The sequence below is a fragment of the Streptomyces sp. NPDC001153 genome, from assembly GCF_053598315.1.
Map to the genome: position 1 here is coordinate 1 of NZ_JBSFJZ010000071.1, position 25293 is coordinate 25293.

The window sequence follows — 25293 nt, forward strand, 5'->3', positions numbered from 1 at the left end:
GCACCGAACTCGTCCTCGTCCGCGACACCGTCCGCTGATCACCCACCAGCCGAACCCAGGCCAGCACGCCCGAAGCTCAATTTCTCCCCAGACCGTAAGTCGATGATGCCGAGACCTGCGTCGGGCCGGCAGTGAGTGCAGGCGCTGGTGCCGTTGGCGAGCAGACGGCGGGCTTCGTCTCGCTCGACGGGGCGGCGTCGTTTGCCTGCCATGTAGCAGGCGCCCCGGTGGACCTGCACCGGTGGCTGGCCGACACCGATGCCGAGTTCGACGACCCAGTGGGGCGGCTCCGGCTTCGCCCGTCGGCCGTGGTCCTGCTCGGCCTGCCGCTTGAGAAGCAGTTCGATCTTGCGGTCGATGCGGGCCAGCCACATCGCATGCCACACCCGCATTATGTGGAATCCGCGATGTCAAGCGGACGGTGGGCGCGTCGTCAGTGGGATCAGCTTGGATGGAGCTGTGTCTGTCCATGAACTCATCCGTCAGTTGCCGGAGATCTCGATCGTTCGCGACCGCTCCCGGGCCATGGCCGTCCTCGATGCCATCATGAGCCCGGACTGGGAGTCCCGGTTCTACTCGTTCGACTCGCGGTGGTCGCCGACCGAGGAGATGGCCTCCATGCGTGACGGGTACGGCAATGACTACTCGATCGTCTTCTCGCCGGCAGGTGCGTATGCCCGCGGCTTCGATCACGAGTCGCCCATGAGCCCGTACCGGGTCACGCCTCCTGTTCCGTGGCCAGGGCTGTTCGACGGGGTGCCCGAGGCGTTTGTCCACAACGTTTCGGAGGCAGCGTTCAGCGAACACGACGGGATACCGCGGGTGACCGTGTGCTTCTGGCGTGAACAGGCAGACTCGCTATGGAGGGCCGGGAGGGCCGAGGCCCTGCCGGCAGGCGTGGAGGACGGCGGCAGCGCAGAATGGCTGTTCGATGTCTTGGTGGATGGCCGCCCCGAGGCGTATCAGCAGTTCGCGGAGGAGTACTACGAGGTCGCTGTGGACATCGAGGCCATCCGCCACGTCTATGCGCTGCAGCCTCTCACCCAGAGCGTCGCAATGGCGATGAATCCGGACGTGGGCGTCGCTGACCTTGCCGAGGATCTGAGGCAGATTGGATATCCGGTTCCGGGGCCGGAGGCTGACCCCGGAACCGCGTGATCACGGAGTAGGGCCGTTTCGCACCTCGGCGATCGGCAGCAGGGTTGAGGTGGCCGGGGCGCCGAGCTGCCGTGGCGTCGGTCCGGCGGGGGTAGGGACGTCGGTGAGCCGTTGCAGGAGCTGGGCTACGGTTCGGGGCTGACCTGCTGGCGCAGGCTTCGGGACTGGAACGCCGCCGGGGTCTGGCAGCGGCTGCACGAGCTGCTGCTGGCCGAGCTGCGCGACGCGGGAGCGCTGGACTTCTCCCGCGCCGCGGTCGACTCCAGCCACCTGCGGGCGATGAAGGGCGGGCCGGCCACCGGCCGGTCCCCGGTGGACCGGGGCAAGACCGGCAGCAAACACCACCTGATCGTCGAAGGTCACGGCATCCCGCTGGCCGCGATCACGACCGGCGGCAACTGCAACGACGTCACCCAGCTGATCCCGCTGCTGCAGGCCGTCCCGCCGGTGCGCGGCACGCGGGGTCGGCCCCGGCAGCGACCTGACCGGGTATACGCCGACCGCGGCTACGACCACGACAAGTACCGCCGCCTGGTCCGCGAGCTGGGCATCACCCCGGTCATCGCACGACGCGGCACCGAACAGGGCTCCGGCCTGGGCGTCCACCGCTGGGTCGTCGAAGCCGCGTTCGCGCTGCTGCACTGGTTCCGCCGCCTACGCACCCGCTGGGAGATCCGCGACGACATCCACCAGGCCTTCCTCACCCTGGGCTGCGCCATCATCTGCTGGCGACGACTCCGAACCCACCTTCCTTAGGAGTCTTAGCCGGTTTGGTCGCCACCCCGCACAGCCATGGCCCAATCCGAGCCTGGCACCTCACGCGCCGCCCACTCCCGCAGCCCGATCGGGCTCCGGCCTAGAACGTGCTTCACGCCGTCGCTCAGGTAGGCGTCCTCGCCCCGGCGGATACCGCCGAGCATTGCCATGCGCCACTCGATGTAGCCCTCGGGTGTGCCCGCCGCGTGCAGCTGGGCCACGTGGTCGGCGTCGGACTGGTCTGCGAACCGGACCAGGGTGCCCGACGCTTCGGTGAGGATCTGCGCCGCCTGGACGAAGTCGGCTGCCTCGGGGCCGGACAGCGCCAGGGTCTCGCCCTCGAAGCCGCCCGGGAGGACAGCGGCCGCCACGTCCGCGATGTCGGCGACGTCGATGAACGGTTCGGCGCCCATGCCGACCGGCGCGCTGATCAGCCCGCCGCGCGGGGCGAACATCGCCTCGGTGAAGTTCTGGGCGAAGTGCGACGGTCGCAGGATCGTCCATGGCAGCGGCCCTTTGCGCAGGGCCTGCTCCGCCCTGGCGACGGCTCCGTCGGGCAGGAACTCCACGCCGCGCGCCGACAACAGGACCGCGCGCCGCACCCCGGCAGCGTGGGCCGCCTCCAGCAGGCCGGTCAGACGCGGACTCCAGTCCGTCGCCGATCCGGGGCCGATGACGAACACCCCCTCCGTGCCGGCCAACGCCGCCGGCCAGGTGGAGTCGTCCTGCCAGTCGAAGCGGGTCGCCGAGTTCCGGCTGGCCGGACGCGGATCGTGCCCGGCGTGGGTGAGCGAGTGGGTGAGGCGGCGGCCGACCTTGCCGGTGCCGCCGAGGATCAGGAACGGTGCCATGTCCTCCACGATACGAACGTGACCGTGGACGGAAAATGTTCGATCAGCTGGCATTCATTCGTGTTCGTCTAGGATTCGGGTATGGACGTGCTGACCGACCAGCTCGCGCAGGCGCGCGCCCGCGGCGCGGTCTTCTCCGTGCTGCGCCGGGTCCGGCCCTGGGGCGTGCGGCTCAGCGGGCGCCGGCCGCTCACCGCCCACGTGCTGATCGAGGGCACCGGCTGGCTCGAGGAGCCCGGCCGGGAACCGCTCCGGCTAGGGGAGCGGGACGTCGTGCTGATGTCTTCGGGCGCGCCGTACGCCCTGGTCAGCGACCCGGACGTCACCGCCGAGCCGATCGCCGACGCCCGGCTGGGCGGAACCGACACCAGGCAGGGCGACGCGGCACTCATCCTGTGCGGCGCCTACATCCTCGACGGCAGCTTCGCCGCATCCCTGCTCCGCGCCCTGCCGCGCGCCGTCGTCGTACCGGCGACCGACCAGGAAAGCGCCCATGCGGGGGCCGTGGCCTTGCTGGCCGACCTGATCAAACAGGACGCCCCTGGACAGCAGGTCCTGCTGGACCGCCTCCTCGACGTCAACCTGATCTTCGCCCTCCGCTCCTGGTGGGCACGGGCGGGGGAGGCAGCACCCGGCTGGTACCGGGCACTGTCCCAGCCGGGCCTGCGACGGGTCCTGGAGCACGTGCACGCCGAACCGGCCGGCGAGTGGACCGTCCCAGCCATGGCCGACCTGGCCGGGATGTCCCGCGCCGCCTTCTCTTTACGGTTCCGCGAGGTCACCGGAGACTCGCCCGGCAGCTACGTGACCGGCGTACGCATGCAGCGCGCCGAAGACGCCCTCGCACGCTCCGACGTGACGCTCGCCCAGATCGCCGCCAAGGTCGGCTATCGCAACGAGTACGCGTTCTCCACCGCGTTCCGCCGTCGGCACGGCGTGTCGCCGGGCAAGTGGCGGGCGGCGGCCCGGACCGCGCAGCCGGATTACGTGCCGCACTGATTCGTGCCCTGCGAAGGCCCTTTAGAGGAAAGTCTGCTTTTGTTACGAGTTCTTAGTCCGTCTTGTTCAGGTTTTGGGCTTCCCGGACCGCTAGTTGCTTGATCGTAGGCATGCCGACGAATACCGGCGAGCTCTTCCGCCTCTCGCTGGCGTCAATCTGGCTGATCTTGTCGTGGGTTGCGGTGAGGCTGACGGTCAGTTGCTCGACGTCGCCCAGCCATCCTTCTCGTTCGGCTTCGGTGATCCTGGCGTGGAGGTTCTCGCGGATCTCTTCCAGACGGGGCCGTTCGTCCGGCCCCACGATCAGTACCGGGCATCGCACACAGGCGTGCTCGTGGACACAGCTACTTCCGTATGCTCGGCCGCACTGCCCCAGGGCCAGCTTGCGCCGCTCGAAGTGCCCGAGGAACTCCTGCCACTCCTCGTCGGTCACCGCCCGGTATTCCCCGGCGGGTCGTAGACCGCGGCGCCGGGCGATGAAGGCTCGGTGAGCCTCGATGGCATCTTCCGGGTAGATCGCGGCATACCCCATCGTGGTTCCAATGTGGTCGTGACCAGCAATAACCTGGGCGATATGCGGCGGCAAGCCGTTGAGGATGGCGTCGGTGATGAAGATCCTGCGGAAGTCGTGCGGCTGGAAGGTCAACAGCTGTCCGTGGGGGTCGGCGATGCCGGTATCCGCCAGCAGCGTGTTGAGTGACTGGCGGATCGTGGTGATGGAGATCGTCCTGTTCTCGCCGCCTACGGGCCGCTGGTAGAGCAGCGGCATGGGTGGGTTCCAGACTTTCTCGTGCAGGTCATAGGACGGGATGCTCGGCACCCTGCCGTCATGCCCGCGAACACGGCTGATCACGGCGCTGAGAACGTCGGCGAGCTCAGGGCTGACCAGCAGGAGGCGCTCTTGGTCCGTCTTGGACGGCGCGATCTGCAGGAGCGGGATCACCTCTCCGGTGGTCGGCAGCTTGTAGCTGATGATGCTGTGGTGGCCGAGTTCCCTGAGCTCTTCGATGCGCATCCTGGTGTGCCGGAGGATCTCCACGGTCGCCCAGCCGTAGAAGGCCAGCTTCTCCTCCGTTCGGAAGTCGCGCCTCGCTCCTGTGGCGTCAACGACCGTTGAAGGTTTGCCGCCGGCTCGCTCGGCAGACCGGGGCAGGGTGAAGCTCTCGCCGAGCACCGTGATGGTGGATCCCAGGTCAGCTGCCTCCAATGCCTCCAGCCGCTCCTTGGCCTCGTTCAGCCGGCGGGCAGCTGCCTGTACCAGCGCGGGCAGGACCGGCAGCCTCTCTCCTGCTGTTCGTTGAAGATCAGCTTCGAGCGGCATGCGATGACTGGTTCGACGGCGCGCGTGTTCGAGCGCACGGGTGCCGAGAAGGCGTTGGCCGTGGCCTTCCTGCTCGCGACTGACCGAGCTGGCCTGGTCGCCGAGGCTGGTTCGGCATGTCCGGGGCGGTCAGGGCTTTGCCAGGGCAGTTCGCAGAGCGGCGAGGGCGGCAGTGCGGAAAGCGGTCATTGAAGGTGCTTTGCCGTCGAGCAAGGCATCAGCACCGTGGTACATGCCTGATTCGAGCCGCAGCTCGCAGGCGACGCCGGCCTCGCTCAGGCGTCGGGCGTAGTCAACGTCTTCGTCGTGGAACAGGTCGATGTCGCCCACACCGATCCACGCGGGCGGCAGCCCGTCGAGGTTCCTACGCCTTGCCGCCGCAATGTAGGGGCGATCGTCGTGGTCCTGTGGCGGGCGGCCGAGGTAGGAGGTCCAGGCGAAGCGGTTGGAGTCCGGGGTCCACGTATAGATGGCGCTGTTGGGAGGGTCGACGCGTAGAGCCGTGCGGTCGTCGAGCATGGGGTAGAGGAGGAGTTGGAACCGGACCGGCACTCCTGAATCGTGGGCGCGCTGGACTACGGCGGCGGCGAGTCCGCCTCCGGCGCTTTCGCCGCCGACGGCGATGCGGGCGGGATCGATGCCGAGGGCGGCGGCACTGGCGTGAAGCCAGCGAAGCGCAGCGAAGCAGTCGTCCAGAGCTGCGGGGTACGGATTTTCGGGTGCGAGGCGGTAGTCGACGCTGACGACCAGAGCGCCGAGTTCGTCGGCAACGCGGCTGCACCAGGTGTTCTCCTGCCGAGCGGCGCCCATGACGGTTCCTCCGCCGTGGATCCAGAGCAGCGCTGCGCGCGGCGCTTGGCCTGATGCCTGGTAGGTGAGCACCTCGACGGGGAGGTCGTCGGTCGTGGCCGGCAGCGTGCGCCGCTCGATGCGGACGCCGGGCCTGGAGGCGGCTCCCGCCAAGGGCACGAGGCGGCGGGCGATGGCCAGAGTGACCGGGTTGCCGAAGTTCAGCGGGAGGAAGAGCACTGGGTGCCGCAGCTCGCGGGGGACTGCCGCCAGAGCGCGGCGACGTGTGCTGATCGCCGCGGCAGCGCCGATGGTTGCTGCGGCGCCCAGGCCGCTGAGAACGCGTCGGAGTGTCATGTACTGCACACCTTTCGTTCGGGTGGTCGCGGTTCTCGGCTTCAAGCGGTGGCGCCTTGCCGGTCGGCCGCGGTCTCCAGGTCGGGCAGTGGCTGCCGGCAGATCTCGTGGGCCTCGTTGCCGGGAAGGCCGAACATCCGCAGCAGATCCTCGGCGACCTGGTCGGCCACTTCGGCGTCGTCGCGTTCAGGGCTGTCGCGCAGGAGTCGGCCGAGGCAGAGCGCCGCGCCCTCGACAACGGCTTCCGCTTGACACGACCACCTTATCGGTAACAGTGTATCCATTATGAGTACCTGGTCTGAGCCCCAACCCGACTCCCGGTTCGTCGAGGTGGACGGCCTGCGGATCCACTACAAGCGCGCCGGGCACGGCCCGGCACTCGTACTGCTGCACGGCAGCGCCTCATCCCTCCAGCACTTCGACCGCGCCACGGACCTCCTGTCGGAGTCGTTCGACGTCATCCGTCTCGACCTGCCGGCGTTCGGACTGACGGGCCCGCGCAAGGACCGCGACTACCGCATCCCGGCGTACGCCGCGACGGTGGCGGGCTTCCTGGAGGCGCTGGGCGTGCCGCGCTACGCGTTGGCCGGCAATTCCCTGGGAGGCAACATCGCCTGGAACGTCGCGCTGGATCATCCGGAGCGGCTGACCGGCCTGGTACTGGTCAATGCCACCGGCTACCCGGAGAAGACGGTGCCCGCGGGGATGCGCCTGACCCGCAACCCGCTGGTGCGGCCCCTGCTGAGGCGGGTGATGCCGCGCGGAGCCATCGAGCGCAACCTGCGCGAGAGCGTCGGGCCGTATTCGCAGATCGTGGACGACGCCATGGTGGACCGCGCCTATCAGCTCATGAGCCGCCCCGGTAACCGCTCAGCCTTCGTCGACTTCTGCAACACCGACCAGCCGGACCGCAGCGCGCAGCTCCCCCGCATCACGGTGCCCACGCTGGTGCTGCGCAGCGCGAGCATCGACGGCCAGCACTTCGCCCGCGACATCCCCGGCGCCCAGGAGCTCGTCCACCCCCACGGCGGACATCTGCTGCCGGAGGAGGAACCGCAGTGGGTCGCGGACGCGATCGCCAAGTTCCTCGGCTCCTGCGCCGACACCCCCGCGAACTGAGGGCAAGGAGGCCCGTTCCATGAAGTACTTCGTCGCCCCGGGCGAGGACCGCAAGCTCACCGCCGACTCGCGCAAGGCGCTGCGCGGCAGTTTCATCGAGCTGTCCGACGGCGTCACCCACTACGAGTTGACGGGGCCCGAGGACGGAGAAGTGGTCCTGATGGCGGGCGGTCTGACCATCCCGCTGTTCTACTGGGACGGCCTCGTCAGCGAACTGCACGCCCGCGGGCTGCGCACGCTGACCTGCAGCGCCTACGGCCGCGGCTACTCCGACCGGGTACAGGCGCGTTACGACGAGACGCTGTTCGCCCGGCAGCTGGCCGAGCTGACGGACCGGCTCGGCCTGACGGCGCGGCCCCTGCACCTGGTCGGCACCTCCATGGGCGCGCTGGTCAGCATGACGTACGCCGCCCAGTACCGCTCATCGCTGTCCACGCTCACCATCGTCGGACCCGCCGGTCTTGCGAAACCTCAGCTGACCTCCCCCCACCGACTGCTGTGCAACGACTGGCTGGCCGGCCTCATTGCCCGGCGGCGCGGCCGACAGATACTTCAAGGGCACCTGGGGCACAACGTCCGCGACCCCGAACTCGGCGCGAAACTGACCGAGATGGTCCTCGACGCCTTCCGCTTCGAGGGCTCGCTGTACGCGGTCTTCGACACGCTGCAGCACCTGCCTTTCACCGGCCGTGACGACCCCTTCCGGCGGACGGGGGCCCTGGGCATTCCGACGCTGCTGCTGTGGGGCGACGAGGACGACGTCACGCCGCTGACGCAGTTCGACACAGCGCGCGCTCTGCTGAAGCCCCAGAAACATCACGTAATTAACAAATGCGGGCATATGGCCCCCTACGAACGGCCTCGCGACGTCGCCGATCAGCTCGTCCCGTTCGTGTCCGCACGCACCGAAAGGCTCGACTCATGAGCAACCCGCAGGCCATCGACGTACTGATCATCGGTGCCGGCCCCTCGGGCTCCGCCTTGGCGATCGACCTCGTACGCCGTGGACTCGACGTCCGGATCGTCGACAGGTCCCCCCACGCTTTCGACGGCTCGCGTGCCAAGGGCATCCAGCCCCGCAGCCTCGAAGTCCTCGAAGACCTCGGCGCTCTCGACGACGTGCTGGCCGGCGGCGACATCTATCCCAAGCTCGGGCTCCATGCAGGACCCATCGGTGTGCCGTGGAAGATGTTCCCCCACAAAGAGGCAACCCCCGACGTCCCGTACCCGAACACCTGGCTGATCCCGCAGTTCCGCACGGACCGCGCCCTGCACGCCCGGCTCGGTGAGCTCGGCCGCGAGGTCGAGTTCGGCAAGGAACTGACCGAGCTGACGCAGGACGAGGATACGGTGGTCGCCAAGGTGGTGGGCGCGGACGGGGTCGAGGAGGTCGTCGCCCGCTATGCCGTGGGGGCCGACGGCGGCTCCAGTGCGGTGCGCAAGCAGCTCGACATCGGTTTCGTGGGGACGACGGACGAATCCGACCGCGTGCTCATCGTGGATGCCTCCGTAAGTGGCCTGGCCCGCAACCGGTGGCACATGTGGCCCGGCCTCGGCGGCAAGCTCATCGGCGCCTGCCCGCTGCCCCACAGCGACATGTTCCAGTGGATGGTCCGGCTCACGCCCGACGAGACGCCGCCCCAGGAGATCGGCGCCATCATCGACCGGATCCACTCCCACACCCGCAACCGGCACATCCAGCTGCACGAGATCCACTGGAAGTCCGTGTTCCGGCCCAACATCCGTCTTGCGAAGCACTACGGCCGCGGACGTGTCTTCCTCGTCGGCGACGCTGCGCACGTCCACACCCCGGCCGGTGCCCAGGGTCTGAACACCGGTATGCAGGACGGCTACAACCTCGGCTGGAAGCTCGGCCAGGTCCTCGCCGGCGCCGACCCGGCCCTGCTGGAGACCTACGAGGCCGAGCGGCAGCCGATCGCCGCCGGGGTCCTGGGACTGTCCACGGAGAAGTGGGGCGGCATCGCCAAGCTCGACCCCTCCAGCATGAAGCGCGGCAAGGACGAGCAGCAGCTCTCCCTGACCTACTACGGCGGCCCGCTCGCCCCCGCTGACGGCGACAGTAGCGACACCAGCACGCTGCACGTGGGCGACCGCGCCCCGGACGCCCAACTGCTCGGCGCCGACGGCGCCGAGACCCGCCTGTTCAACCTCTTCCAGGGACCGCACTTCACCGCCATCGCCTACAGCCCCGGCGCCGCCCGGGACCTCGAACTCCTCGACTGGCCGACGACGGGCGCCCAGCTGAAGCGGCTGACCGTCGGACCGGCCGCGGGCGACGGCCGCGCCTTCTCCGACCCCAAGAACACGCTGCGCAGTGCCTACGGCCTGACTGGCGACACACTGCTGCTGATCCGTCCCGACGGCTACATCGGGCACATCGCCACTCGGGATTTCCTCACCACCACACAAGCGGCCGTGCAGGCTATGACGCCGCAGGCAATGACCCGCACCATGTCCCAGCCGAGCCACACCTACCCCCCTGCATGAGCCGCACCCTGCTGCGTGGGGCGCACGTCATCACGATGACGCCGCACCGGCCGGACGCCGAGGTCGTCGACTTCTCCGAGCGCATCGTCATCAGCCAGCCCGCGCTGGACGGCTGTTGCGCGACGCCCTGGAGCAGCATCCCGAGCGCGATCTGCGGGGCGGAGTCGACGTCACGGCCGGCGAGCAGGAGGAACTCCCCGGCTCCGGGCCGGGGGCGGGGCATGCTGCGCGCAGGAGTGGACGGTCGTCGACAAGCCCCGACCTGATCGACCAAATCGCCCGTCTGGTCGCCGAGCGATGCGCCTGGCGGCAACTCGACCGCGCCCGACCCATCCCATAACAGCCTCGTGACGCCGCCACGACGCCGACACCCTGGAAGTACCTCATGATCCTGACTATCACCCTCGCCTGCCTCATCGCCCTGATCTTCGGGGCAAGCGGAGTGCTCAACACACTCGCATTGCCGAAGGCACGCGAGCTGGCCGCTGAGACCGGCTTCTCCGTAGCCGCTTACCGCCGCATCGGCGTGCTGCAACTGGCAGGAGTCGCCGGCGTGGTGCTCGGCCTCGCCGTGCCGCCGCTCGGCGGCCTCGCGGGGGCCGGGCTTCTCCTGCTGCTCGCCGGAGCTGTGGTCGTGCACCTGCGCCAGGGCGACCCGGTTGCCAAACTCGTGCCCGCCGCCGTGTGCGCGGTGCTTGTCGCCTCATACCTCGCGGCCTTGTTCGCCTGAAGCGCTGCCGATCGAGTCCACGCCTCCACGGATGGGCAGCGCCAGCAGTCGCCCTGAAAGCAGATAAACGGCTACACTGTAGCCAGTATTAGAGTGGCAGGAACCGCAGCCACCTGGGCCTGATGGCGCTCAAGCCGCGACCGAACGGTCCGCCCGACTTCACCAGCGCCCCTTCGTCCACAGTGCCGACCCCCGAGGGGTAGACGATGCCCGTCCTGATCGTGATAGCGATCTACGCTGTCCGAATCGCGCGCGCTCCCTTGGACGCGCGCCTGAAGAAGCGCCACGTCGGACCCCTGTTGGTCGCGACCGGAGCGGTCATGCTCTACCTGGCCTGGGACTGGCTCAGGCCCGACGGCCTCAGCGCTGTCTATTTCGTCGGCGAGTTCGCCGGCGTCCTGTCCGCCTACCTGATGTCCTGCACCCTGGTGCTGGCCACCCGCCTGATGTGGTTGGAGCAGTGGTTCGGCGGCCTGGACCGCATGTACCGTCAGCACAAGCTGTACGCCGTATGGTCCATGCTCCTGCTCACCCCCCACCTGCTCCTCCATTTCTTCTCCGGTTTCGACGGGAGCCAGTACGGCTACGCCCACCGGACCGCGTCGGTAGGGATGGGCCATCTCCTCGGCGCCGTCTCCGCCATCGGCCTGCTGCTGCTCGTCCTCATCTCACTCGGCCAGGTCGGCCGCATCCTCCGACTGCCCTACGAGCGCTGGCTGTTCCTGCACCGCCTCACCGGCCTGCTGCTCCTGTCGGCGCTGGTGCACGGCTGGTTCCTCGATCTCATCATCAACGGATCCACGCCCCTCCTGGCGATCTACGTCACCATGTCCACCATCGGCATGACCGCCTACGCCTACGACGAACTGGTGCTACGGCACAGGGAACCCCGGGCGGACTACACCATCCACCGCGTCGAGCGGCCGACACCCGACATCCTCGACCTCACCCTCACGCCCACCGGCAAGACGGCGCTTCCCGTGACCGGAGGCCAGTTCGTCTACCTGCGGGTCGGCGGCTGGCACGAACACCCCTTCAGCGTCGCAGGAACGCAGGACGACGGCTCGGTACGCCTCACCATCCGGGCCCTGGGCCGCGGTACACGCGGCCTCTACACGGACGTGAGCGAAGGACACCCCGCAACCCTCAAGGGTCCTTACGGCATGTTCGACCACACCCTCGGCGGACCCCGGCAGATATGGATCGCGGGCGGCATCGGTATCGCGCCCTTCCTCGGCTGGCTCACCCACCCCGGTGCGGGGCCGGCCCAAACCGACCTCTTCTACTGCGCCGCCACCGCCGAAGACGCACCGTTCCTCTCGGAACTCACCGCAGCGGCAGCACACCGCCCCGAGTTCCGGCTCCACCCGACGTTCAGCCGCAGCCACGGCCGTCTGACCGCCGAAAGAATCCAGGCCGAGGCCGGACCGATCACCCCCGACACGCACGTCTTCCTCTGCGGCCCCGCCTCAATGATCGAAAACCTCACCCGCGCCCTCCACCGCCAGGGCGTCCCCCGCCAGCATCTCCACGCCGAGCACTTCGCCTTCCGCTGACGAGCCGCCGACCACACGAGAACACGCGCTCTAGCACCAGCAGCTGTGGCGACGCTCCATGCCGGCCGAGATGACCCCGTAGGCGGGCGGCTCAGGTTCGCATCGTCCTGGCTGGTCAGGCGTCGTCGCGCAGGTGGGCGAGCCCGCTGAGAAGGAGTTCGAGTCCGAAGGAGAACTCGTCCTCGATCGGAACGGGCATCGACCCGGCGACGGTAACCGTGGCCGGGAACAAGGCTGGATCGACGCTCTGGAAGACGGCGGACACTTGTGCGTCCGCGAGTTGCCCGCCGCCGCCATGACCGTTGACCTGTATGGCGAATCCGAGGACGTAGCGGGAGAGGGTGGCAAACGCGTGCGCGGCCAGTCGCGGCGGGAAGCCGCTGTCGAGCAGTGCCGCGACACAGTGCTCCCGCAGCGCCATGGCGTTCGGCCCCAGGGGTATCTCTTCGACCATCAGGCGCGCCGCGTTCCGGTGCCGGGCCAGGGCCTCGAACATGGTGTGCGCGACCGTCCGCAGCGCTTGCTGCCAGCCCATCGCGAGGAGTTCGTCGCCATTCAGTTCCACGGCGCCGAACATGCGGTCTACGACATGGGCGACCAGCGCTGCCCGGTTGTCGAAATGCCGGTACAGCGTCGCCGTGCCCGAGCCCAGGCGCTGGGCCAGTGTCCGCATCGAGAGCGCGTCGGCCCCTTCATCGTCCACGATCTGCAGTGCGGTGGAGACGATGCGCTCCAGCGGCACGGGCGGACGCCCTGGGCGCCGAGCCGATGCCGTGGCCGCTCGCATAGGACCAGCTGGTGCCACTGAACGCCCACCTCCTCGGCTAGAACCATAACAGCAACACCGTATCCATTTTGGAGATCGCCGGTTGGGCATGGAGTGGCGGCGCCCTCTTCGATCCACCCACCGGTGACCGCTCCTATGGAGTTCGACGGCGGGCGGGTGAACGCCAAGGACTGATGTTCCAAGAGCGAGGTCTCGCGGATCTGCCAGGACCTGGACTGTCAGCTCGCTGCATTCCGCAGCCGCCATTTGAAGCATGTCCGGTTCCCGTACGTGTACCTGGACGCGACCTGCTGCATAGCCCGTGTCGAGCACCAGATCGTGTCGCGGGCGGTGGTGATCGCCACCGGGATCACCGAGGACGGCGGCCGCGAGGTGCTGGGAATGATGGTCGGCGACAGCGAGACCCAGGTGTTCTGGACTCAGTTCCTGCGCTCCCTGCGCGAGCGCGGCCAACCAGCTCAGCACCGTCCGCGACTGCGAACCCTTGCCGCCGTGTCCGGCAGCGGACAGCCCAGCGCGTCAAGATCCGCCAGGGCCGCTGGTGACAACTATCGCGCTTCGGCACAGCAGCTCACGGCCGCCTGCGGCAGCCACCATCCTCAGGCCGCCGGCCAAGCGCGCACTGACGGGGTGGGGCCGTCCGCCTCACCGTTCAAGGGGCGATCGGGTCCGGGCGCTTGTCTGGGTGGGCGGCCGTGACGTACTTCATGGCTGTGGCCTTGCCCAGGCCGAACAGCCGCATCAGGTGGACCGGGTCGGCTGTGTGGCGGGCTTCGTCGTAGATGCGGTCCTCGCGCAGTCGGCGCGCGGGGAGGCCGGCGCGTTCGAACACGGTCTTGGTGACCTCGGTGCTGAGCATCGGCTTGGTGGGGTCGGTGGCAGAGACGCGGCTCACGAGGAGGTGCGGGTTCGTGGTCCGTGGCCAGCTGTGATGGCGCTGCCGCAACCAGGCGGTGGCCAGGGCGGTGGTGATCTCTTCGAGGTAGATGTAGTGGTCGGCGCGTCCGGGGCGGCGGACGCGCAGTCGTCCCCGGGCTCGGTCGAGGTCGTCCAGGAGCAGGCGCGGCAGGTTTTCGTGCGTGAGGGCGTGGATGGCCACGAGGGCGATGATCAGCTGGCTTCGGGCGTCCTCGACGCGGGTCAGGAGACCCTTGAGGGTGTCGCTCGGCAGCCGGGCCGGGAGCCGTGGAGCGGTGGTCAGGGTGATGTGGCGGACGGGGTCGCGGAAGATCTTGCGTTCGCGGCGCAGCGCGCGAAAGAGCGACCGGAGCGGGGGGTGAACCGAATGCCGGCGGGCGGCTTCGGTCTCATCGAGGACGGCGGTGATGTGGCTGCTGGTGATCTCCCGGAGGTCCGTGATCCCCTCGGCTGCCCAGGCGTTCAGGACCGGGGCGGTGTTGCATACGTAGACGTAGACGGTCCCGCAGGCCAGGGCGGGACTGGGGCGGGAGCCCAGGCCGAGCAGGACGTCGATCCACAGGTGGACCGCGCCGTCGAACGGTGCGGGCAGGGAGTCAGCCAGGCGTCGGGCGCGGGCCAGCTCGGCGCTCCGTGCCGGGGCGGCTTCCAGCAGCTCCCGTTCCCGGAGGAAGTGGATGACGCGGCGTCCGTTGTGGTGGCCGCTGAGCGCTGCGATGGCGGTGACGTCCCGCTCCCGCAGCGGGGCCCGGCCCCCGAGGTGGGCCAGCAGGATCCGCAGGGTGCGCAGGCTGCCTGTGCCAGCCCGGCGGGGATCGACGTCGTGGCTGCGCAGGTAGTCGGCGAAGGCGCGCAGGAGGTCCTGCGAGTCGGGGTCGAGGGCGTACTCGTTGCCGGGGTCGAGTCGGTCCCAGGCCCTGGGCGGCTCGTCGAAGAGAGGCAGCTGTGCGGGGTCGGCCGGGTGCGGGGTGGTGGGGCGGTCGGCACGTGCGGCGGCCAGGATCTGCTTCTTCTTGGTGCGGAAGCGGCCGTTGGGGCCGCCCGGCTGGCGGCTCCTGATCGTCAGGCCGAGGCCGCGGCCGAGCCACAGCTGATCTCCTCCGGCCAGGGCGGCGCCGCTGAGGTCACTCTCGTACTCCCGCACCACCAGCGTGCAGAAGCGGCAGAGCCCGGCCCGGACCGGCAGGTGCCGGCGGCAGCGAGTGCAGTCGGCGAGCGTGGGATGGTCGCGCCGCCATCCGGAGCAGCCGATGCACAGCCTCGCGCGATCGTTGCCCCATGCCAGGCAGTGGGCGCAGCTCCCGTCGCCGTAGTCCCTCCAGCGCGACACAGCCGGTCCTCTCAGTTCGGAGGCAGCGCGCGGCGGCGGCCGTCGCTGCCGGGTTTGGGGATCGGCCGGACCGGGCCCGCGGGCCCGCCTTGTCCGGCGGCGGGGCGCTCGGCGTCGGCGGGCTGTGCGGTGGCGACCGGCTCGGCTTCCATCAGGTCCGCGACGGTGCACTCAAGTGCCGTGCAGATCATGTCGAGGTCTTCGAGGCGGACCGTGATCGGAGTGTTCGACCATAGGGCCGCGACCTTACTCAGCGACGGGTTGAAGCCCACCTCGCGGAAAGCGGCCAGCAGTTGGGTAGGCCGCCAGATGTCACGGCGGGCCGCGACCCAGCGCAGGTTCCACTTCATCGGTTCACGACCCCAGGCTCAGCCGGCGAACAGCTCGCCGGGAAGATTCGAGGCTGCGCAACTCCGGGTCGCCCTTCGCGGTGGCGAGGTAGCCGACCGTGGTCGTCGCCCAGGTATGCCCCAGCAGGACCTGAACGTCCCACAGCGGCAACCCGGCCTCGTAGTTGTGGGTGGCGCAGGCGTGCCGCAGCAGGTGCGGGAACAGGTTGGTCACCGGGCCCTTGAGGTGGGCCCGGCCGGCGTCCTTGAGGACCTTGCGGAAGGTGTCCGGGGTGATCGCGGGCGCCACCGGCAGATTCAGGGCGGCCACCGCGCCGGGGATCCTCTCGGACGGGAACAGCGGCGCGTACGGGTCAGTCGGGTCGTCGCGGAACTCCCCGCGGACCTCCTCGACGTACCACCACAGCAGAGTCCGGCCCTCCTCGAACAGGTACGCCTCACGGTCGCGGGGGCCGGAGCCCTTCGCGCCCTTGCCGCGGACGAGGAAGCGGCCCCACTGGCCGTTCTCCCAGTGCACGTCACCGATCCGGACCCCGCACAGCTCGGCCGCCCGCACCCCGGAAATGTAGGTGATCTTGCTCATGACGTAGTTCCGGACGGCCACCGGGTACTTGCGGGCGGCCGGCAGCGCCGCACGCCAGGCGGCGAAGAAGTCCCTCGTTGCCGCGGCCGACGGCGGCACCCGCAGCCCGAAGTCGCCCCGGTGCCGGGGACGGTTAAAGGCGTCGATCGGCGACTCGACGGCCGCCCCGAACCGGCGGAGGATCTCACCGGCGTAGCGCTGCTCCAGGAAGGCGTAGAACCCGTCGATCCTGGTGATCTTCGAACGCGTCGTCGACTGCTTTGGGGCCTTGCCCGGGCCGGCGAAGTACCGGTCGAGGTCCCGCGGGGTCAGGCGCCAGGGCACCGTGTCGTAGAACGAGCAGATCTGCAGAACCGGCTTGACCAGCGACTCCAGCGTCTGGGGCGACAGGCCTGCGACGTCCCGTGCCCACAGGTACTCCGCGACCGCGTCCTGGAACAGATCCCGCTCACCCCCAGGCGTCGCGGTCTCGGCCGCGGCGCGCTGGAGCGTGCACACCTCGGCGAGACCTGGCTCCATCTCCGGCAGCTCACCGGGCGTACCCCCATCCTCTGTTCCACCGTCCCCACTGACGACGGAGAAGCGGCGGGTTCGGGAATCGACCACGAGCACGCAGATTACGGGCCGATCTCCAGGAATCTGCCAGCAATCGTCAGAACCTCACACGAACGAGCTGACCTCCCATGAAAGCCCTTGACCAGCTTGAACAGCACTCCTCTCGCGCAGGCCGCCCTCAAGGAACCCGCCGGAACTCCACTCTCCAGCCCGCCGGCACCCGCTCAGCAGACCTTCGCCGTCTCGGCCACCGCAGCCCTGGTTCTCCAGACTGCGGCAAGTCTCATGAGACACGTGGCTCGTGAGCCCGGTCAGGCCGCGACTGGAAAGCCCACGTCACCAGTCGCCGTGCTACTCCGGGTACGCATCCGCACACTCGGTCGTAATGCGGTTCACGGTGCCGGCGATGGCCTGCGTCACCGTCTTGTCGCCGTTGATGGCAATCACGGCATCACTGCCCGCGTGCAAGAAGATCTGCATCTCGGGCTTGTCGCCGTAGGCGACGACGAAGTCGCGGCCCCGCTGATTGCGCTCTGTATTGTTCCTGACCTTCCCGGAGTCGGCCCAGAGCTTGTCCGAAACCGCAGCCAGAACCCTCTTTGTGCACTCGTGCGCAGGGCTTGCCACCGCCGCGGCGGACGCTTGAGGCGCCGATGCCGCCTTCGGTGTGTCTCCTCCTCCGCACGCCGCGGTCCCCATCATCAGCAGCCCACCGCAGATCCCGAGCATGAGACGTCTGCTCATATCAATCCCCACCCCTTGGCTTGGCGCGGCCCCCCGGCCGCCCGCACATCATGCCCTGGACTGGACCGTAGGACGGCGGGTCCTGGGCACCGCAGCCGGCCGACGGGCCACTTACCGGGCCCAGTGCCAGCTGTGACTGAGCAGCGCACTTGGCCTGGGTGGACGACTTCCATGCACACCAGTTGCCCACCCTGTGCGGACAGGGCCACCAGCTGGCGCGCAGCACACCGGCAGCGCGTAGACGGGCGACTTCCATCACTGGAGTGGTCGGGGCCGTCAGGAGCTGCTCCAGGCGTATGCGTCCCAGTAGCCGTCGTGGCGGACGCAGCCACCGTCGGCGACGACCAGCCCCTCGCCGGTACGTCGGCCGGGGCTCAGCGACAGCGCGACGCCGTGGTCGTCGGTCGTGTGGATCTCTTGCAGACCGGTCGCCTTGTCGGTGACCGGGTCGGTCCCCGGCTTCGTCGTCACCTTCCATCCGCGCTCGGACCACCGCCTGCGAAGTTCGGCGACCGCCGCGCGATACCCGGCGTCGCCGTGCTTGAAGTCCGGGGCCCAGGAGACGGACGGCTGGTCCCGGTGGGTGTCATCCCGGTCGAGACCGACGTCGTCCACGCAGGATGCGCTGTCCGTGGACTTCCTCAGGAACGCGGACTCCGGATCCGAGCCCAGGAAGCGAACCGTGTCCGCGCCGGCGGCCTCCGTGTCGCGTACGTGCTCCAGAAACTGCGCCTCGGAACGGACTGGACCCGCCATGGCGGAGCAGCCCGTGACGGACCCCACGAGCAGGAACATCACAACAGGCCCGGCAGCGGACAGCCCCAGGGCCCTGAACCGGCGGCGCAAAGCGGTCGCCGCGGGAGCGGCGGAAGGAGTCGGCGTCATGAAGTCATCCGAACACCGCCACCCGGGCCGCCGGCACCGTCGTCCTACTCAGTCTCGTACTCAGAGGGGCCAGAGTGCCCGGAGAGTCCTCATGGTCTCTCCGGGGCCGTGAGGACCCATCTGGCGAACGGTGGCCACTTGTGCGCGCAGTCACAGCAGTTGTGACCGTGCACGATAGATGGCCTGGATGGACAACTTCGATGCTCAGGTTCGGGTGATTCGACAGCTGTCAGATGGTCGCGGCATTGACCTTAGATGAGCGGAAATAGGCGCGGGGGTGCCGGGGAGACCGTCCTTGGTCCCACGGTGATGTCCAGACCGCGAGCCTGGGCCGCCGATTCGTCAGGTACTTCCACGCGATGGCCTCGAGGGTGCGGCGGTGATCGGCCCACCGCCGTTCACGGACCGGATCGGCTGGCATCAGCGGCTCGATCCGGTCCCACATCGCATCAGTGATCACTAATCGGACGGACACATCCGATCAACCGACCAAACCATCAAAAGGGACACGCGCTCGGAGATCGAGGAGGGTTTGGTTCAGCCGAGCAGGGGACTGTAAATCGTCGTTTGACAGACCCGCGCACCACTGTCCCCGCATCCCGAGCGAAGCCGTAGCGCAGACTCTCGCCGAACTGGCGCGCCTGTGTGTAACCCTCACGCCAGCCACCCCGCGCGTCACTACGACTGTCAGTGGTGGCCAGTACGGTGATCTCACCGGGAAAAAAAGGGGGTGGGCCAGGTGATTCGTGCGTACAAGTTCCTCCTGCGGCCCACCGTGGGCCAGCAAGGTGCGCTCGCCGAGATGCTGCGCGATCACTGCTCGCTCTACAACGCAGCGTTACAGGAGCGACGGGATGCCTACCGGCACTCCTCGAAGACGACGATCCGCTACGGGCAGCAATCCGCGCAGCTCAAGGAGATCCGGGCGTTCGACCCGGAGCGACAGGGCCGCTGGTCGTTCTCCAGCCAGCAGTCGACATTGCGGCGGCTGGACAAGGCATTCGCCGCGTTCTTCCGTCGCATCAAGGCTGGACAGAAGCCGGGGTATCCGCGTTTTAGGCCGGGTGGTCGGTTCGACACGGTGGAGTTCCCCAAGGACGGGGACGGCTGCCGGTGGGATTCCACCCCGCACGACCCAGTCACCCGCGTGCGCCTGCAAGGTGTCGGCCACGTCAAGGTGCACCGGCACCGTCCCGTCATCGGCAAGGTCAAGACGATCTCGGTGAAGCGTGAAGGGCGCCGTTGGTATGTCGTCCTGACCGCTGAGCAGGCCCGGCCCGAGCCCCTTGCGCAGAGTGGAAGCGTGGTCGGTATCGACATGGGCATAGCCCACTTCCTCGCCGACTCGGACGGCGGGTTTGTGTCCAACCCCCGCCATGGGGCGAAGGCAGCCGTGAAGCTGGAGGCCGCACAGCAGGCGCTGAGCCGGTGCAAACGGGGCAGTAAGCGCCGCCGCAAGGCCGTGGAAACCGTGGCCAGGCTGCACCGCAAGGTGCGCCGTCAGCGCCTGGACCACGCACACAAGACCGCTCTCGACCTGGTGCGTCAACACGACTTCATCGCGCACGAAGACCTCAAGATCCGCAATATGAGCAAGGCCCCCACGCCGAAGCCGGACCCTGATCAGCCGGGCAGCTTCCTGCCCAACGGGGCTGCGGCGAAGGCCGGGCTGAACCGTTCGATTGCTGATGCCGGATGGGGGGGGTGTTCCTCGCGATCCTGGCCGCCAAGGCGGAAGGTGCCGGACGGCAAGTGATGGCGGTTGACCCCCGCAACACCTCCCGGCGGTGCCCCGCATGCGGGCACACCGCCAAGGAGAACCGGCCCATCCAGGAGAAGTTCCACTGCGTCGCGTGCGGTCACACCGCGCACGCGGACACGGTGGGCGCCTTGAACGTCCTCCGGGCCGGGCTGGTCCGTCGCGAAGCCGCACCGGCATAGCGAGAAGCCCCCTCATATGAGGGGGAGGAGTCACCGAACAGAACGTCCAGGCGCGCGTGGTGGCCAACCAGCTCCGTATCCAGATGCGATCAGCCTGGAGGTACTTCGACGAGCAATGCTCGGGACTTGTGGATCAGCCCCGGGAGGGACGTAGAAGGCGTACCTTCCCGACTGATCCTTTGATGGTCACCGAGCAGGCCCGCGTTGCAGCGCGGGTCGGGAAGGCACGCCGTGCTCAGCGTAGTCACTGACGAGGGTTCCACCCAGTCCGGCTCCTTGATCGACGAAATCGTGCGTGAGGGCGCCCGGCGCATGCTCGCCGCCGCGCTGGAGGCGGAAGTCAACCAGTACATAGCCGAGTTGACTGCCGAGACTGACGAGCGCGGGCACCGCCTGGTGGTTCGCAACGGCCACCACCGGCCACGCACCGTGGTCACCGCTGCCGGGCCCGTCGAGGTGAGGGCCCCGCGGGTGAACGATCGCCGCGTCGACGAGGCCACGTGCGAGCGGAAGCGGTTCTCGTCGAAGATCCTGGCTCCGTGGTGCCGTAAGTCCCCGAAGATCTCCGAGGTGCTTCCGCTTCTCTACCTGCACGGACTGTCATCTGGGGACTTCGTGCCCGCGCTGGAGCAGTTCCTCGGCGGCACGGCTGGCCTGTCGCCGGCGACCGTGACCCGGCTGACCAAGCAGTGGAGCGACGACCACGCCGCTTTCCAGGACCGGGACCTGTCCGATCGTGACTTCGTCTATGTCTGGGCCGATGGGGTTCACCCGAAGGTCCGGCTCGGGCAGGCCCATTCGTGCGTCCTGGTCCTGCTCGGCGTCCGCCTGGACGGCACGAAGGAGCTGATCGCGCTGGCCGAGGGGCTGCGCGAATCCTCCGAGTCGTGGGCGGACCTGCTACGAGACTGCCGTCGCCGGGGCATGCGTGACCCCGAGCTGGTCGTCGGCGACGGCGCGATGGGCCTGTGGCGGGCGTTGGCCGAGGTGTTCCCCGCCGCTCGGCCGCAGAGGTGCTGGGTTCATAAGTCTCGTAATGTCATCAACTGCCTGCCGAAGTCGGCCCAGCCCGGCGCGACGAAGGCGATGCAGGAGATCTACAACGCCGAGGACAGGGCCCACGCAGTGCGGGCGATCGAGGCGTTCGCCCGCACTTACGGGACCAAGTGGCCGAAGGCGGTCGCGAAGATCACCGACGACCGGGGCGAACTGCTCGCGTTCTACGACTTCCCGGCGGAGCACTGGGTCCATCTGCGGACGACGAACCCGATCGAGTCGACGTTCTCCACGGTGAAGCTGCGGACGAAGGTCACCCGCGGTGCGGGCAGTCCCGCGGCGGCCCTGGCGATGGTGTTCAACCTCGTCGAGTCCGCTCAGGCCCGCTGGCGCGCGATCACCGGCGCCCACCTGGTTCCCCTGGTCCGGGCCGGAGCGAAGTTCGAGAACGGCGTCCTGGTCGAGCGAGAGGAACTGGCAGCCTGAGCGGCCGCCGGCCCAGGCCGCAAGCTCCTTATCGGTCAGGACCCGATGAGCTGACGTGCTGCAGCGTCAACGGTCTGCGCAAGGAGGACAGCAATGGTCATGGGACCGACACCGCCGGGCACGGGAGTGATCAGGCTTGCCCGCTGCCGTGCCGCGTCGAAGTCAACGTCCCCGATGTTGCCCGGGTTGTAGCCCGCATCGATCACCACGGCTCCGGGCTTGACGTCCGCCCCGTTGATGAAGCGCGGCCGGCCGACCGCAGCCACCAGGACGTCCGCCTCGCGCACGATCGAGGGCAGATCAACGGTGCGGGAATGACAGTAGGTCACCGTGGCGTCCCGCCCGAGCAGGAGCATGCCGACGGGCTTGCCGAGGATAGGGCTGCGTCCCACCACGACGGCGTGCTTTCCCGTGAGGTCGACCTCGTACTCGTCCAGCAGGCGCATGATCCCTCCGGGCGTGCAGGAGACGAAGCAAGGCAGGCCGAACCCCATCGCCGCGAAGGAATGCATGGTGACCCCGTCGACATCCTTGTCGGGGGCGATCGCCTCGAACGCGGCGCGCTCATCGATGTGCGGTCCCACCGGGTGCTGGAGCAGGATGCCGTGCACGTCCGGATCCTCGGACAGCGCGGTGACGGCCTCCACCAGGCCGCTGGTGCTCACCGTGGCGGGCAGGGCCACGTGCCGCGAGTGAATGCCGGCCTTCGCGCACCTGGCCTGCTTCATCCGGACATAGGTGACCGAGGCCGGGTCCTCTCCCACCAGCACAGTCGCCAGACAGGGGGACACCCCGGTGCGCCGACGGATGTCCTTGGCGGCTTCCGCGCTGGTCTCGGTCATTCGGCGGGCGAGGTCCGTACCTTCCATCAGCCGTGCCTGCTGCGTCTCCATCACGTGCCACTCCTGAGCTCCACGGTGAAGTGCCCAGGCGCACGGCATTGACGAGGCGTCAGGCCGCTCCCCGGTGGTACTCCACCTAAGCGCCAGTTACGGCCTGCACTCACCATACCGGCGCACACCGGGCGGACGGCCCCATCCACAGATCTTGACAATTGCTCGCGCGGGGGGTGGCTCCCTGCACCATAGCGTCGGGGTTCGGGCTCACGGCGGGTCCACGGGCGGGGGTCATGGGCGGTGCACCGGCTTCGCGGCGGTATGCGGTGTTCTTGCTCTGCTCGCGTCGCCGTCTACCGTTCCGCCGCGGCCAGTTCCTGGACTGGGCCGTCACCGCAGGGTTAATGCGCTATAGCGGGGCTGCTTACCAGTACCGACACCGTGAACTCCAGCACTGGCTACGCCAGCATTCCCAGCCGCCATCCGTGCCCTGACGACACAGCCCCTGACGAAGCTCACACGACGAGTCTGTCCGAACTGGTCATTCGTGCGGGAAGGCGTCGTCACGACGCTCTACCGAACGGTGCCTTCCTCAGCCTGGCCAAACGTCACCGCCCACCTACGAAAGGCGGATGTGACCCAGCTTCTTACTGCCGGGCCGCGGCCTGTTCGTCAGGGGCGGTTACGGTGGCGGCTTTGCCGTCCTGTAGTTGCTGAAGGCGCTTGAGTGTCGCGGCGAGCATTGCCTGTGTGCCCGAGGGGTCGCCTGCGGTGCCGCCTTCGATGCGTACCCGGATGTTGACCTTGCCCGAGCGGACGTACCCATAGACGGAGTCGTCGCTGGCACCGGGGTTGATGACCAGTGTGTTTTCGTCGCCCACCGGCTTTTTGGGGTTCTGCTGCTTGCTGGTCTCGGTGCCCTTCCACGTCGTGTACTGGCGGTGGGCGTCGGCGGCCGATTTGAAGAGGCAGATCTCTATGTACGCCATGTCGTTGGTGGAGCCGTTGTGCTCGTACGAGGAATCGCCGCCGCGGACCCAGCCCGCCGGCGCGGACTCTGCGTCCTCTGTGGCGTTGCAGTACCGCCCTTCCGTCACCGACTTGTCGTCGTGAAGGGACCAGCCGGGAAGGTTCTCGCCGTCGCCGAGCAGGGCCTGCGTGATCTCGGCCTGGGTGAGTTCCTTCGTGATCGGCTTCGGGGCAGGAGCGGAGACCGGCTCGTCGCCATTCTGCGTGGTGCCGGAGCTGGGGGCCGGCTTGTCGCTGCTGGAGGAGCAGGCGGTGAGCGTGGCAATCCCGACAAGGGCAGATACAAGGGTGACGCGGGCACGTGACATGCACACAGCCTATCCATTGTTGATCACCAGGTTGCGGGGCTTTCTGCCGCTGGCAAGTCTGCAGAGGAGGACCGACAGTGGCTGAGTTCTTCCCACCACCCGGCCTCGGCGGAGGTGGACGACGGTGTGCCCTGCCCGGTGGCTTCGTAGACGAGACCTGACACCACTTGTCGACGAGTTCAGGCAGCGTTTGTCGATCTCAGCGTCGCGAAATGTCGGTGAGAACTGACACCACCTCGGAGCTGGGGCCGTGCTGCGGGGGCGGGGTTGCGGCCGTCCAAGGGACGGTCGGTCGAGCCGCGCCCTTCCTGTAAAGCGAGCTTGACAGTCACCGAGGGGTGACAAGTAAGCTTTACACGTGCGAAACAGCGTCAGGGAACTGCGGTCGGCACGAGGGCTCTCCCAGGGCCAACTGGGCACGGCCCTCGGGGTCTCCCGGCAGACGATCAACGCCATCGAGACCGAGCGGTACACACCTTCCCTGCCGCTCGCCCTGTCCATGGCCAAGTTCTTCGAGGTCAGCGTTGAGGAGATGTTTCATGCCGATGAGGGCCCAGCAGATGACCAGTAGCACAGCCAGGTGGTCCGTCCCCGGCTTCTTCCTCGTTCTCGGAGGCGCCTGCCTCGTGACCGCGACGTTCGGAGGCCGCCCTGCTCTCGGCTTGGTGAGTTCGGGATCCTGGCGGTCTGCAGTCTCGCCTTAGTGCTGCTGGGACGCCGGAGCGAGACTTATCAGGGCCTCACCGAGAAGGAACCCGACGAGCGTTTCGCCCGGATCGCAGGGCGAGCCTGGGCCGGCACAGGTGTGGTGCTGACCCTGGGGAATCTCAGCGCCTTCATCGGCGAGCTGGCCTCCGGGCGAAGCGGCGATCCGTACTTCTGGTTCGTGGCCACCGCCGCCGTCTCCTACGTCATGTTCGTTGTCTTCTGGTCTCGGCATACCTGAGACGCCATCACCTCGAACTCGTCACCGTACGTCCAACCAGGCAACGCGATCATCCTGGCCACCGGAGGTCAGTGCCGGATGAGGCTGAGCGGGCATGGACAATGGCGTACAGGTCAGTTCCCAACCGAGTCCTGGGCTGCGGCTCGGGCTTGAGTGAGGGCGAGGCGGCTGGGCGCGCCGCCCGAGCGCCGCGCCCGCCCGCGCGGCCTGATCAGCCGCCGTCCTCTTCGGGGTCGCCGAACCAGTCGTGCCACCGCTGGGCTTCGAGGTTGTTCCACAGCACCGCGAGATCGATCTGCCCCCGGGCGAGGCCGGTCTCGGCGACCAGGTCCTCCTCGCTCATCCCTTCTGGATGCCGCTGCATCGCGCGGGCGATCGCGCCCCGAAAACGGCGCCACTCCCAACGCCATAGGGGGTCGGAAACAGGGTCTGGCACAAGTTCCGTGCGGCGGTCA

Annotated in this window: 25 protein-coding genes, 3 pseudogenes and 1 riboswitch; of the genes and pseudogenes, 14 read left to right on the top strand and 14 right to left on the bottom strand. The window is 68.4% G+C overall.

The annotated features are described in order from the left end of the window. Positions 1-38 precede the first annotated feature (38 nt). On the bottom strand, positions 39-374 hold the full coding sequence (locus tag ACWDEN_RS44285; protein ID WP_450863671.1) for a DUF6233 domain-containing protein: 336 nt from the start codon (positions 372-374) through the stop codon (positions 39-41). Positions 375-459: 85 nt separating this feature from the next. Here ACWDEN_RS44285 and ACWDEN_RS44290 point away from each other — a divergent pair, with 85 nt between their 5' ends. Both ACWDEN_RS44290 and ACWDEN_RS44295 read left to right on the top strand, forming a co-directional pair. Next, positions 460-1158: a hypothetical protein gene (locus tag ACWDEN_RS44290; protein ID WP_450863673.1), complete on the top strand. Its 699-nt coding sequence runs from the start codon at positions 460-462 to the stop codon at positions 1156-1158. A 117-nt stretch (positions 1159-1275) separates the two neighbouring features. Beyond that, a pseudogene (locus ACWDEN_RS44295) lies at positions 1276-1914 on the top strand (IS5 family transposase); the annotation flags it as partial. A gap of 5 nt (positions 1915-1919) precedes the next feature. Here ACWDEN_RS44295 and ACWDEN_RS44300 read toward each other — a convergent pair. Beyond that, entirely contained in the window at positions 1920-2765 is an 846-nt protein-coding gene (locus ACWDEN_RS44300; protein WP_450863675.1) for an NAD(P)H-binding protein, read from the bottom strand. An 81-nt stretch (positions 2766-2846) separates the two neighbouring features. Here ACWDEN_RS44300 and ACWDEN_RS44305 point away from each other — a divergent pair, with 81 nt between their 5' ends. After that, positions 2847-3764, top strand: coding sequence for an AraC family transcriptional regulator (locus ACWDEN_RS44305; RefSeq protein ID WP_450863677.1), 918 nt, complete (start codon positions 2847-2849; stop codon positions 3762-3764). A 52-nt stretch (positions 3765-3816) separates the two neighbouring features. Here the strand turns inward: ACWDEN_RS44305 and ACWDEN_RS44310 are convergent, their stop codons facing one another. From ACWDEN_RS44310 to ACWDEN_RS44320, 3 genes are all read right to left on the bottom strand, one after another. Next, positions 3817-5085: a tyrosine-type recombinase/integrase gene (locus tag ACWDEN_RS44310; protein ID WP_450863679.1), complete on the bottom strand. Its 1269-nt coding sequence runs from the start codon at positions 5083-5085 to the stop codon at positions 3817-3819. Positions 5086-5214: 129 nt separating this feature from the next. Beyond that, on the bottom strand, positions 5215-6276 hold the full coding sequence (locus ACWDEN_RS44315; protein ID WP_351622644.1) for an alpha/beta hydrolase: 1062 nt from the start codon (positions 6274-6276) through the stop codon (positions 5215-5217). Beyond that, on the bottom strand, positions 6273-6515 hold the full coding sequence (locus ACWDEN_RS44320; RefSeq protein ID WP_351622642.1) for a hypothetical protein: 243 nt from the start codon (positions 6513-6515) through the stop codon (positions 6273-6275). Before ACWDEN_RS44320 ends, ACWDEN_RS44315 begins: the two co-directional genes overlap by 4 nt. Position 6516: 1 nt before the next feature. Between ACWDEN_RS44320 and ACWDEN_RS44325 the strand changes: the two genes are divergently transcribed. From ACWDEN_RS44325 to ACWDEN_RS44350, 6 genes are all read left to right on the top strand, one after another. After that, entirely contained in the window at positions 6517-7350 is an 834-nt protein-coding gene (locus ACWDEN_RS44325; RefSeq protein WP_450863681.1) for an alpha/beta fold hydrolase, read from the top strand. A 19-nt stretch (positions 7351-7369) separates the two neighbouring features. Continuing rightward, positions 7370-8275 (top strand): alpha/beta fold hydrolase, encoded by a 906-nt coding sequence (locus tag ACWDEN_RS44330; protein WP_351622636.1) that lies wholly within the window; start codon positions 7370-7372, stop codon positions 8273-8275. Further along, positions 8272-9858: an FAD-dependent oxidoreductase gene (locus tag ACWDEN_RS44335; RefSeq protein ID WP_450863684.1), complete on the top strand. Its 1587-nt coding sequence runs from the start codon at positions 8272-8274 to the stop codon at positions 9856-9858. The genes ACWDEN_RS44330 and ACWDEN_RS44335 overlap by 4 nt, the downstream gene beginning before the upstream one ends. Continuing rightward, entirely contained in the window at positions 9855-10124 is a 270-nt protein-coding gene (locus ACWDEN_RS44340) for a hypothetical protein (protein WP_351622630.1), read from the top strand. The genes ACWDEN_RS44335 and ACWDEN_RS44340 overlap by 4 nt, the downstream gene beginning before the upstream one ends. A 119-nt stretch (positions 10125-10243) precedes the next feature. Further along, positions 10244-10588 (top strand): DoxX family protein, encoded by a 345-nt coding sequence (locus tag ACWDEN_RS44345; protein ID WP_037653034.1) that lies wholly within the window; start codon positions 10244-10246, stop codon positions 10586-10588. A 206-nt stretch (positions 10589-10794) separates the two neighbouring features. Next, positions 10795-12144 carry a ferredoxin reductase family protein gene (locus ACWDEN_RS44350; protein WP_351622626.1) on the top strand — a complete coding sequence of 450 codons (1350 nt, stop codon included), beginning with the start codon at positions 10795-10797 and terminating at the stop codon, positions 12142-12144. Positions 12145-12259: 115 nt separating this feature from the next. On the opposite strand, the gene ACWDEN_RS44355 is transcribed toward ACWDEN_RS44350, so the two are convergent. Further along, entirely contained in the window at positions 12260-12886 is a 627-nt protein-coding gene (locus ACWDEN_RS44355; RefSeq protein ID WP_351623232.1) for a TetR/AcrR family transcriptional regulator, read from the bottom strand. 222 nt (positions 12887-13108) lie between these two features. Between ACWDEN_RS44355 and ACWDEN_RS44360 the strand changes: the two are divergent. Then, a pseudogene (locus tag ACWDEN_RS44360) lies at positions 13109-13381 on the top strand (transposase); the annotation flags it as partial. A gap of 202 nt (positions 13382-13583) precedes the next feature. Here ACWDEN_RS44360 and ACWDEN_RS44365 read toward each other — a convergent pair. The 5 genes from ACWDEN_RS44365 to ACWDEN_RS44385 all read right to left on the bottom strand — a co-directional run bounded on the left by ACWDEN_RS44365 (position 13584) and on the right by ACWDEN_RS44385 (position 18167). After that, the gene (locus ACWDEN_RS44365) at positions 13584-15179 is read right to left on the bottom strand and encodes a hypothetical protein (RefSeq protein ID WP_450863687.1); all 1596 of its coding nucleotides are present in this window, start codon (positions 15177-15179) and stop codon (positions 13584-13586) included. Positions 15180-15190: 11 nt separating this feature from the next. Further along, positions 15191-15529: a helix-turn-helix domain-containing protein gene (locus ACWDEN_RS44370; protein WP_351623236.1), complete on the bottom strand. Its 339-nt coding sequence runs from the start codon at positions 15527-15529 to the stop codon at positions 15191-15193. A gap of 4 nt (positions 15530-15533) precedes the next feature. Beyond that, positions 15534-16631 (bottom strand): tyrosine-type recombinase/integrase, encoded by a 1098-nt coding sequence (locus ACWDEN_RS44375; RefSeq protein WP_450863690.1) that lies wholly within the window; start codon positions 16629-16631, stop codon positions 15534-15536. Positions 16632-17018: 387 nt separating this feature from the next. After that, positions 17019-17411, bottom strand: a complete 393-nt coding sequence (locus tag ACWDEN_RS44380) for a hypothetical protein (RefSeq protein WP_450863692.1) — start codon at positions 17409-17411, stop codon at positions 17019-17021. A 276-nt stretch (positions 17412-17687) separates the two neighbouring features. Continuing rightward, the gene (locus tag ACWDEN_RS44385) at positions 17688-18167 is read right to left on the bottom strand and encodes a hypothetical protein (RefSeq protein ID WP_450863693.1); all 480 of its coding nucleotides are present in this window, start codon (positions 18165-18167) and stop codon (positions 17688-17690) included. An 868-nt stretch (positions 18168-19035) separates the two neighbouring features. Here ACWDEN_RS44385 and ACWDEN_RS44390 point away from each other — a divergent pair. Next, positions 19036-20237 (top strand): annotated as a pseudogene (locus tag ACWDEN_RS44390) (RNA-guided endonuclease InsQ/TnpB family protein). A gap of 231 nt (positions 20238-20468) precedes the next feature. Then, on the top strand, positions 20469-21719 hold the full coding sequence (locus tag ACWDEN_RS44395) for an IS256 family transposase (protein ID WP_450863695.1): 1251 nt from the start codon (positions 20469-20471) through the stop codon (positions 21717-21719). A gap of 35 nt (positions 21720-21754) precedes the next feature. On the opposite strand, the gene ACWDEN_RS44400 is transcribed toward ACWDEN_RS44395, so the two are convergent. Together ACWDEN_RS44400 and ACWDEN_RS44405 are read right to left on the bottom strand one after the other, a co-directional pair. After that, the gene (locus tag ACWDEN_RS44400) at positions 21755-22612 is read right to left on the bottom strand and encodes a bifunctional 5,10-methylenetetrahydrofolate dehydrogenase/5,10-methenyltetrahydrofolate cyclohydrolase (protein WP_450863697.1); all 858 of its coding nucleotides are present in this window, start codon (positions 22610-22612) and stop codon (positions 21755-21757) included. Between the two features lie 24 nt (positions 22613-22636). Beyond that, positions 22637-22722, bottom strand: a riboswitch (ZMP/ZTP riboswitch). A gap of 480 nt (positions 22723-23202) precedes the next feature. Next, entirely contained in the window at positions 23203-23892 is a 690-nt protein-coding gene (locus ACWDEN_RS44405) for a hypothetical protein (RefSeq protein ID WP_450863699.1), read from the bottom strand. A gap of 358 nt (positions 23893-24250) precedes the next feature. On the opposite strand from ACWDEN_RS44405, the gene ACWDEN_RS44410 reads away from it, so the two are divergent. Next, positions 24251-24463, top strand: a complete 213-nt coding sequence (locus ACWDEN_RS44410) for a helix-turn-helix transcriptional regulator (RefSeq protein ID WP_351218515.1) — start codon at positions 24251-24253, stop codon at positions 24461-24463. Between the two features lie 132 nt (positions 24464-24595). Further along, positions 24596-24838, top strand: a complete 243-nt coding sequence (locus ACWDEN_RS44415) for a hypothetical protein (protein ID WP_450863701.1) — start codon at positions 24596-24598, stop codon at positions 24836-24838. A gap of 211 nt (positions 24839-25049) precedes the next feature. Here the strand turns inward: ACWDEN_RS44415 and ACWDEN_RS44420 are convergent, their stop codons facing one another. Further along, the gene (locus ACWDEN_RS44420) at positions 25050-25181 is read right to left on the bottom strand and encodes a hypothetical protein (protein ID WP_450863702.1); all 132 of its coding nucleotides are present in this window, start codon (positions 25179-25181) and stop codon (positions 25050-25052) included. Between the last annotated feature and the right edge of the window lie 112 nt (positions 25182-25293).

Excerpts from the sequence above, each read along its gene's own strand:
- ACWDEN_RS44300 (WP_450863675.1), bottom strand. The coding sequence starts at position 2,765 with ATGGCACCGTTCCTGATCCTCGGCGGCACCGGCAAGGTCGGCCGCCGC.
- ACWDEN_RS44345 (WP_037653034.1), top strand. The coding sequence starts at position 10,244 with ATGATCCTGACTATCACCCTCGCCTGCCTCATCGCCCTGATCTTCGGG.
- ACWDEN_RS44320 (WP_351622642.1), bottom strand. The coding sequence starts at position 6,515 with ATGGATACACTGTTACCGATAAGGTGGTCGTGTCAAGCGGAAGCCGTT.
- ACWDEN_RS44330 (WP_351622636.1), top strand. The coding sequence starts at position 7,370 with ATGAAGTACTTCGTCGCCCCGGGCGAGGACCGCAAGCTCACCGCCGAC.
- ACWDEN_RS44375 (WP_450863690.1), bottom strand. The coding sequence starts at position 16,631 with ATGGAGCCAGGTCTCGCCGAGGTGTGCACGCTCCAGCGCGCCGCGGCC.
- ACWDEN_RS44340 (WP_351622630.1), top strand. The coding sequence starts at position 9,855 with ATGAGCCGCACCCTGCTGCGTGGGGCGCACGTCATCACGATGACGCCG.
- ACWDEN_RS44420 (WP_450863702.1), bottom strand. The coding sequence starts at position 25,181 with ATGAGCGAGGAGGACCTGGTCGCCGAGACCGGCCTCGCCCGGGGGCAG.
- ACWDEN_RS44285 (WP_450863671.1), bottom strand. The coding sequence starts at position 374 with ATGTGGCTGGCCCGCATCGACCGCAAGATCGAACTGCTTCTCAAGCGG.
- ACWDEN_RS44305 (WP_450863677.1), top strand. The coding sequence starts at position 2,847 with ATGGACGTGCTGACCGACCAGCTCGCGCAGGCGCGCGCCCGCGGCGCG.
- ACWDEN_RS44335 (WP_450863684.1), top strand. The coding sequence starts at position 8,272 with ATGAGCAACCCGCAGGCCATCGACGTACTGATCATCGGTGCCGGCCCC.
- ACWDEN_RS44325 (WP_450863681.1), top strand. The coding sequence starts at position 6,517 with ATGAGTACCTGGTCTGAGCCCCAACCCGACTCCCGGTTCGTCGAGGTG.
- ACWDEN_RS44385 (WP_450863693.1), bottom strand. The coding sequence starts at position 18,167 with ATGGCGGGTCCAGTCCGTTCCGAGGCGCAGTTTCTGGAGCACGTACGC.
- ACWDEN_RS44370 (WP_351623236.1), bottom strand. The coding sequence starts at position 15,529 with ATGAAGTGGAACCTGCGCTGGGTCGCGGCCCGCCGTGACATCTGGCGG.
- ACWDEN_RS44405 (WP_450863699.1), bottom strand. The coding sequence starts at position 23,892 with ATGTCACGTGCCCGCGTCACCCTTGTATCTGCCCTTGTCGGGATTGCC.
- ACWDEN_RS44380 (WP_450863692.1), bottom strand. The coding sequence starts at position 17,411 with ATGAGCAGACGTCTCATGCTCGGGATCTGCGGTGGGCTGCTGATGATG.
- ACWDEN_RS44350 (WP_351622626.1), top strand. The coding sequence starts at position 10,795 with ATGCCCGTCCTGATCGTGATAGCGATCTACGCTGTCCGAATCGCGCGC.
- ACWDEN_RS44310 (WP_450863679.1), bottom strand. The coding sequence starts at position 5,085 with ATGCCGCTCGAAGCTGATCTTCAACGAACAGCAGGAGAGAGGCTGCCG.
- ACWDEN_RS44400 (WP_450863697.1), bottom strand. The coding sequence starts at position 22,612 with ATGGAGACGCAGCAGGCACGGCTGATGGAAGGTACGGACCTCGCCCGC.